At 40.7% G+C, this 5,294-nt stretch carries 7 protein-coding genes; 4 read left to right on the top strand and 3 right to left on the bottom strand.

What is annotated here, in order from left to right; genetic code table 11:
• Positions 1–157 precede the first annotated feature (157 nt).
• Together LD39_RS05065 and LD39_RS05060 are read right to left on the bottom strand one after the other, a co-directional pair.
• Positions 158–712: a GNAT family N-acetyltransferase gene (locus tag LD39_RS05065; RefSeq protein ID WP_035543590.1), complete on the bottom strand. Its 555-nt coding sequence runs from the start codon at positions 710–712 to the stop codon at positions 158–160.
• A 54-nt stretch (positions 713–766) separates the two neighbouring features.
• A complete protein-coding gene (locus LD39_RS05060) occupies positions 767–1,039 on the bottom strand; it encodes a hypothetical protein (protein WP_035543588.1) in 273 nt (90 codons plus the stop codon).
• Positions 1,040–1,226: 187 nt separating this feature from the next.
• On the opposite strand from LD39_RS05060, the gene LD39_RS05055 reads away from it, so the two are divergent.
• Positions 1,227–2,084, top strand: coding sequence for a DMT family transporter (locus LD39_RS05055; RefSeq protein WP_035543587.1), 858 nt, complete (start codon positions 1,227–1,229; stop codon positions 2,082–2,084).
• Positions 2,085–2,113: 29 nt separating this feature from the next.
• Here LD39_RS05055 and abc-f read toward each other — a convergent pair whose 3' ends face one another.
• Complete coding sequence (abc-f, locus tag LD39_RS05050) at positions 2,114–3,691, bottom strand: ribosomal protection-like ABC-F family protein (RefSeq protein WP_035543586.1); 1,578 nt, start codon at positions 3,689–3,691, stop codon at positions 2,114–2,116.
• Between the two features lie 283 nt (positions 3,692–3,974).
• On the opposite strand from abc-f, the gene LD39_RS05045 reads away from it, so the two are divergent.
• The 3 genes from LD39_RS05045 to LD39_RS22985 are packed head-to-tail and all read left to right on the top strand — an operon-like array spanning position 3,975 to position 5,128.
• On the top strand, positions 3,975–4,514 hold the full coding sequence (locus LD39_RS05045; protein ID WP_035543584.1) for a dihydrofolate reductase family protein: 540 nt from the start codon (positions 3,975–3,977) through the stop codon (positions 4,512–4,514).
• On the top strand, positions 4,507–4,860 hold the full coding sequence (locus LD39_RS22990) for a bifunctional 2-polyprenyl-6-hydroxyphenol methylase/3-demethylubiquinol 3-O-methyltransferase UbiG (protein ID WP_197061393.1): 354 nt from the start codon (positions 4,507–4,509) through the stop codon (positions 4,858–4,860). The genes LD39_RS05045 and LD39_RS22990 overlap by 8 nt, the downstream gene beginning before the upstream one ends.
• Positions 4,844–5,128: a hypothetical protein gene (locus tag LD39_RS22985; RefSeq protein ID WP_197061392.1), complete on the top strand. Its 285-nt coding sequence runs from the start codon at positions 4,844–4,846 to the stop codon at positions 5,126–5,128. Before LD39_RS22990 ends, LD39_RS22985 begins: the two co-directional genes overlap by 17 nt.
• Positions 5,129–5,294: the final 166 nt, after the last annotated feature.

The raw sequence follows: 5,294 nt of genomic DNA, 5'->3' as shown, positions 1-5,294 counted from the left end.
GTAATCGCCTTGGTCAGTCCCGACAAGCTTAAGACCTCGAGGGAATAGGCGATGGAACCGAATAGTAGTAAGTGTGGAAGCGACTGTTTAACGAGGTATGGCCTTAGAATAAAGATTAAAAAGAGTGATTCCTTCTAACGGAATCACTCTTTTTTAGCTAACTATTGGAATGCTTCTCATCCCATTCAGTTTTCAGCATGCTGTAGACACAGGAGTCACGCCATTGTCCCTTCACGAGCAAATCCTGCCTGAGTACGCCCTCTTTTACCATTCCGATCTTTTCTAGTACTTTGACAGAGGCTGCATTTTCAGGACTACACGTCGCTACAACCCGGTGGAGTTCACACTTTTCAAAGCTATGTTTCATAATGAGCAAAGCTGCTTCAGACGCTAATCCTTTGCCCCAGTGCTGATGGTGGATAATAAATCCTATCTCCCCCACCCCATCCCAATCCCTAATATTCATCTCGATATTTCCTACAATTTGAGCTGTTTCCTTTTCAACGATAGCAAAAACGTAACGACTCCTATGTCTCTTGCGCCTGTCCCTCATTGCCTGATTTACGAAAAATCTAGAGTCATCTTCATTGTTTGGCCCCCATGGTTGAAATTTACATGCTTCTTCATTAGATGCAATTTCATGGAGGGGGGCCCAATCATCAGGCACAATCTCTCTTAAGTATATTCTATCGTTCTCCTCTAGAACTTCCATGCAGACCTCCCACCCTTATATTTTCATTGCCTGAACTTCAGATAATCTAGTCGATCACTTACATTTGTGGAACGTTTCCATCCATGTTGAAGGAGACTCTTTGACCATGTAAGTTTTGACACCTCTGTTCGTGTGTAAGTACAACAAACCAGAAGTATTAGAAAACTCTTTGAAAGAAACATCAAATATATTCTCCATAGAGATTGTCTCGAAAGGTGTAACTACCTCATTTTGATACAAATCAATCGAAGATTGCTCCTCTATATAGAATTGTTGGTTATTCTGAATAGTCCTTGTCTTCCAAACGATTGGTTGAGAACATAGCAAAAAACAACCCTCCCCTTCACATCTGTATATACTTCATTATACCCGACCTTTCTACCCATGTCTTGCTTTGTCAACTATTGTTAGTTTTTATCAAAAGTCCAGTCTTTATGACTTTCTTTCCTTATGTATTTGTATTAGGATGGTAAAGGTGATTTTGTACAAGATAAGAACAACTGGAGGAACCATCATGAGCAACAGAAATAAAGGAATTATCTTATTATTAATCTCAGCATTCGGTTTTTCAATGATGGCTGCACTCGTTAAGCTGTCAGGAGATATCCCAACGGTCCAGAAAACACTGTTCCGTAACCTTGTCTCTGCCATCATTGCATTCGGATTTGTTATATATAATAAAGAACGTCTCTTTGGAAAAAAAGAAAATCAGCTCCTGCTGCTTTCCCGTTCTTCTCTCGGAACAATCGGGATGGTATTGTTTTTCTACGCTATAGATAACCTTGTATTATCTGATGCAGATATGTTGAATAAGCTCAGTCCGTTTCTGCTGATCATCTTTTCAGCAATTTTCTTGAAAGAAAAGGCGAGAATGTATCAAGTCGTATCCATCATTATTGCATTCATTGGAACCTTGTTTATCATTAAACCTGCGTTTTCTTTAGAATTCATTCCATATATAGCTGGGGTTTTCTCAGCTGTATTCGCTGCTGGAGCTTACACTCTTCTCCGTGTGTTAGGGGATAAAGAAAAATTTTATACGATTGTATTCTACTTTTCTTTCTTTACAACGGTCACACTGCTTCCTTTTACCATCGCCTTTTACGAACCAATGACGGTTAAGCAGTGGGTTTATCTTCTTTCAGCAGGGGCATTTGCGACCTTAGGCCAATTCGGATTGACGATTGCTTATAAATTCGCTCCCGCAAGAGAAATTTCGATTTTCTTCTATTCCACGGTCGTCTACTCTGCTCTCATTAGTATTCTTTTGTTCGGCCAAATTCCTGATATCCTGAGTGTTATCGGCTATATTACAATCTTCGGAGCTTCGTTTTATATGTTCATTAGAAACAACAAAGAAGCTGCCACCTAAAAAAAGCGACCCCCTTTGGGTCGCTTTCGTTAGTTCTTCAGTTGTTTCAGCTTTACTAAAACTTGCTGATATTCTTTTTCCAGAGCATCCTTGTCGTCAGTTGGGTGTGGCATGCTCAGCCGGCAGATTATCTCTGTCATTCTTGTTTCCAACGCCATCAGGCTATATTTTTCTTCATTGACTGTTTCGGGTTTTTGCTTCTGTTCCTCCCACTCTCTCCACGTTCCGGCAAAGGACTTGATCTCTCGGTCTTGAATCATCCATAAGTGATCTGCGGTACGCTCTACAAATTTACGATCATGCGTAACATATAAAATCGTTCCGGGATATTCAATAACCAACTGTTCCAACGCTTGAATGGCTTCCACGTCGAGATGATTTGTTGGTTCGTCAAGAATAAGGAGCTGATGGTCACTTACAAGTAAACGAGCCAGCGCTAATTTCACACGTTCTCCACCGCTTAGAGCAGCAACCCTCTTGCTCATATCCTCTTCAAAAAAGCGAAGTCTTGCGAGTACGATACGAATTTTTGATTCAGGTAGTCGGCTATCTTTTTTAGCATAAGAAATAACGGTTTCTTCTTGAGGAAGCTCCTCCAACTTTTGATGAAAATATCCTACAGAGACTCCTTCAGGGAAAAATTCATATTTTCTGTCCAGAAGCTCTTTAATAAAAGTTGATTTCCCTGCTCCATTACGGCCAATCAAAACCGTCTTCGTCCCTGTCTTTAAGGATAACTGATCGACATGGAAAAGGCTGTTGTTAGACACCCTCACATTAAAATTCTTCATCTGGAAAAGATAACGGCCATGGTAAGGTTCAAAATTATCGAATTCCATTTTCAACTGATCCCATTCAAAAGGTTTATCAACTTTCTCTAAACGTTCCAGCCGCCTTTCCAGCGTCTTACTGACCCGTTCTACTTTCTTCTGCTTCCCTGCAGCTTTATTTTTACCGAGCTGCCATTCCGAATTCCCCATTCGTTTAGGCGGCTTTCTCATCCCTTTTGACTGCGTGCGTTTTTGTCGAATCCGCTGCTCTATCCTCCGCTTCTCTTTTGAGTACTGCTCATGATTTTCATACTGCTGATCTCTTTCTAATGCCTTTTGTTGTTCATAAAAAGTGTAGTTTCCGCTATACTCTTTTATACTTCCTTCATCCAGCTCCCAGATTTTATGACAGACTTGATCTAAAAGCATCCGATCGTGAGAAACCACAACAATCGCGCCTTGATGACGCTTCAATCTCTTTTCGACATGTTGAATGTGTTCCCAATCCAAGTTATTGGTCGGCTCATCGAGGAAAAGAATCTTACTATCGCAGTTGAAGACCTTATCGAGTTTTTCAAGCGTTTGTTCTCCACCACTTTTTAACTCAGCTTCTCCCGCTTCATTCAATTGTTTGAGCCAGGCGTGACTTACGTGCCATTCCACATGAGGAGCGACATCAAGCTCTCCCATCAAATACTTAATCAATAAAGTTTTTCCCTGGCCATTTTTCCCGACGAGTCCAATTTTCTCTCCTTCATGAATCGATAGTTCTTTAATATCCAACAGCTCTCTTGTTCCTATGGAATAAGATATATTTTTCGCATTCATAAATAACATAAAAAAACCTCCCTGTGCGCTCCAGAGAGGATTGGACATAATCATAGCTAAATAACACCATATACATTGTAAAGGGTGTAAAAAAGCAATGAAGTTTCTGTTCTGAAAACAGACAGACCAATCCTGTGTAACTGGAACGAGTAAAATCCGATATTTAAATACTCGTAACAAAACAGGATTAGTACTTCATTGCTTTAAACGTCAGTCCCTTCTTTTTCATCTAAAAGTATTATATGATGAAAACGGTACCGTAAGCAAGAAAAAGATGGAAGGTGATTTAAAAATGGGCAAGGTTATCCTTTATATCGCGCAAAGTTTAGACGGATACATAGCAAGAGAAAATGGTGATATCGATTGGCTTTGGGATGATCAGGATTACGGTTATGAGGACTTTATCAATACGATCGACACCGTTATCCTAGGTAGAAAAACATATGAACAACTATTCGAATTGGCCGAAGAATTCCCTTATCAGTCGAAAGATGTGTATGTCGTCAGCCAAAGTAAAGAAGGGCAAGACTCCTACGCTACATTTGTACAGCCTGAGCAAATCTCTCCTCTTCTAAATGTATTGAAAAACGATCAAAACAAAAATGTCTGGCTCGTTGGCGGCAGTCAATTAATTGATCACTTTATCAGCATGGGACATATTGACGAATATCAACTGGCCATTCAGCCAACGATGATCGGCAGAGGAATTCCACTTTTCAAACCGAATGACCACGAAGAACAATTAGATTTACTAAAAAGTAATCGGTTCGAGAATGGCATGCTTTTACTGACTTATCGCCGTAAGGACATGGAGGAGAGCAAAAGTGATTGATCACAACGTGAAACAGCAATTAAAACAGGCTTATGATGCTCAATCCAAAAACAGGAACGAATCCGACCTGCAAGATTGGAAGATGTATGAGCGCTCTTCGTTTCTCCACAGATTATTGAACTTACAAAAGCATAATTTACTTGAAATTGGCGCAGGTCCCGGAAAGGACAGCCTCTTCTTTAAAGAAGCTGGATTAAACGTGCAAGCTACTGACTTGTCTTCAAAAATGGTCCAGCTTTGCAGGGAAAAAGGCATAAATGCGGAGACGATGAGCTTTGATCAATTAACTTTTGAGGATCAAACATTTGATGCGATGGGCGCTCAACTGTTTGCTACACGTGCCTAAAGCACAGCTTGAACAAGTTTTGGTGGAAGTCAAGCGTGTGATGAAGCCAGATGGACTGCTTTATTTGGGAGTCTATGGAGGAATTGACCAAGAAGGCATATGGGAACAGGATTTCCATGAGCCGAAACGGTTTTTTTCATTTTACAAAGATGAAGACTTAGAGAACATTCTTACTGAATATTTTCATTTAGAAGCTTTTCATAAGATCCCACAAAACTCAGGACAAGGCGGACCTCCACACTTTCAAGGGTTCATTTTAAAAAAATAGCCCGTCCCTTATTCATTTAAAGCTCAGATTGTTGAAGACTCAGTTTCGAGACATTCGTGATGAGTTTGGGGCTGCGGGAAAAGGTTCGCTTTCCGTGGGGCGGGCGATGAGCCTCCTCAAGCTTTACTTCGCTCTGCGGGGTCTCACCTGTCCCGCAAATCCCACA

The sequence above is a fragment of the Halobacillus sp. BBL2006 genome, from assembly GCF_000786645.1.
Lineage (GTDB): Bacteria > Bacillota > Bacilli > Bacillales > Halobacillaceae > Halobacillus.
This window is presented reverse-complemented; position numbering and strand designations above follow the sequence as displayed.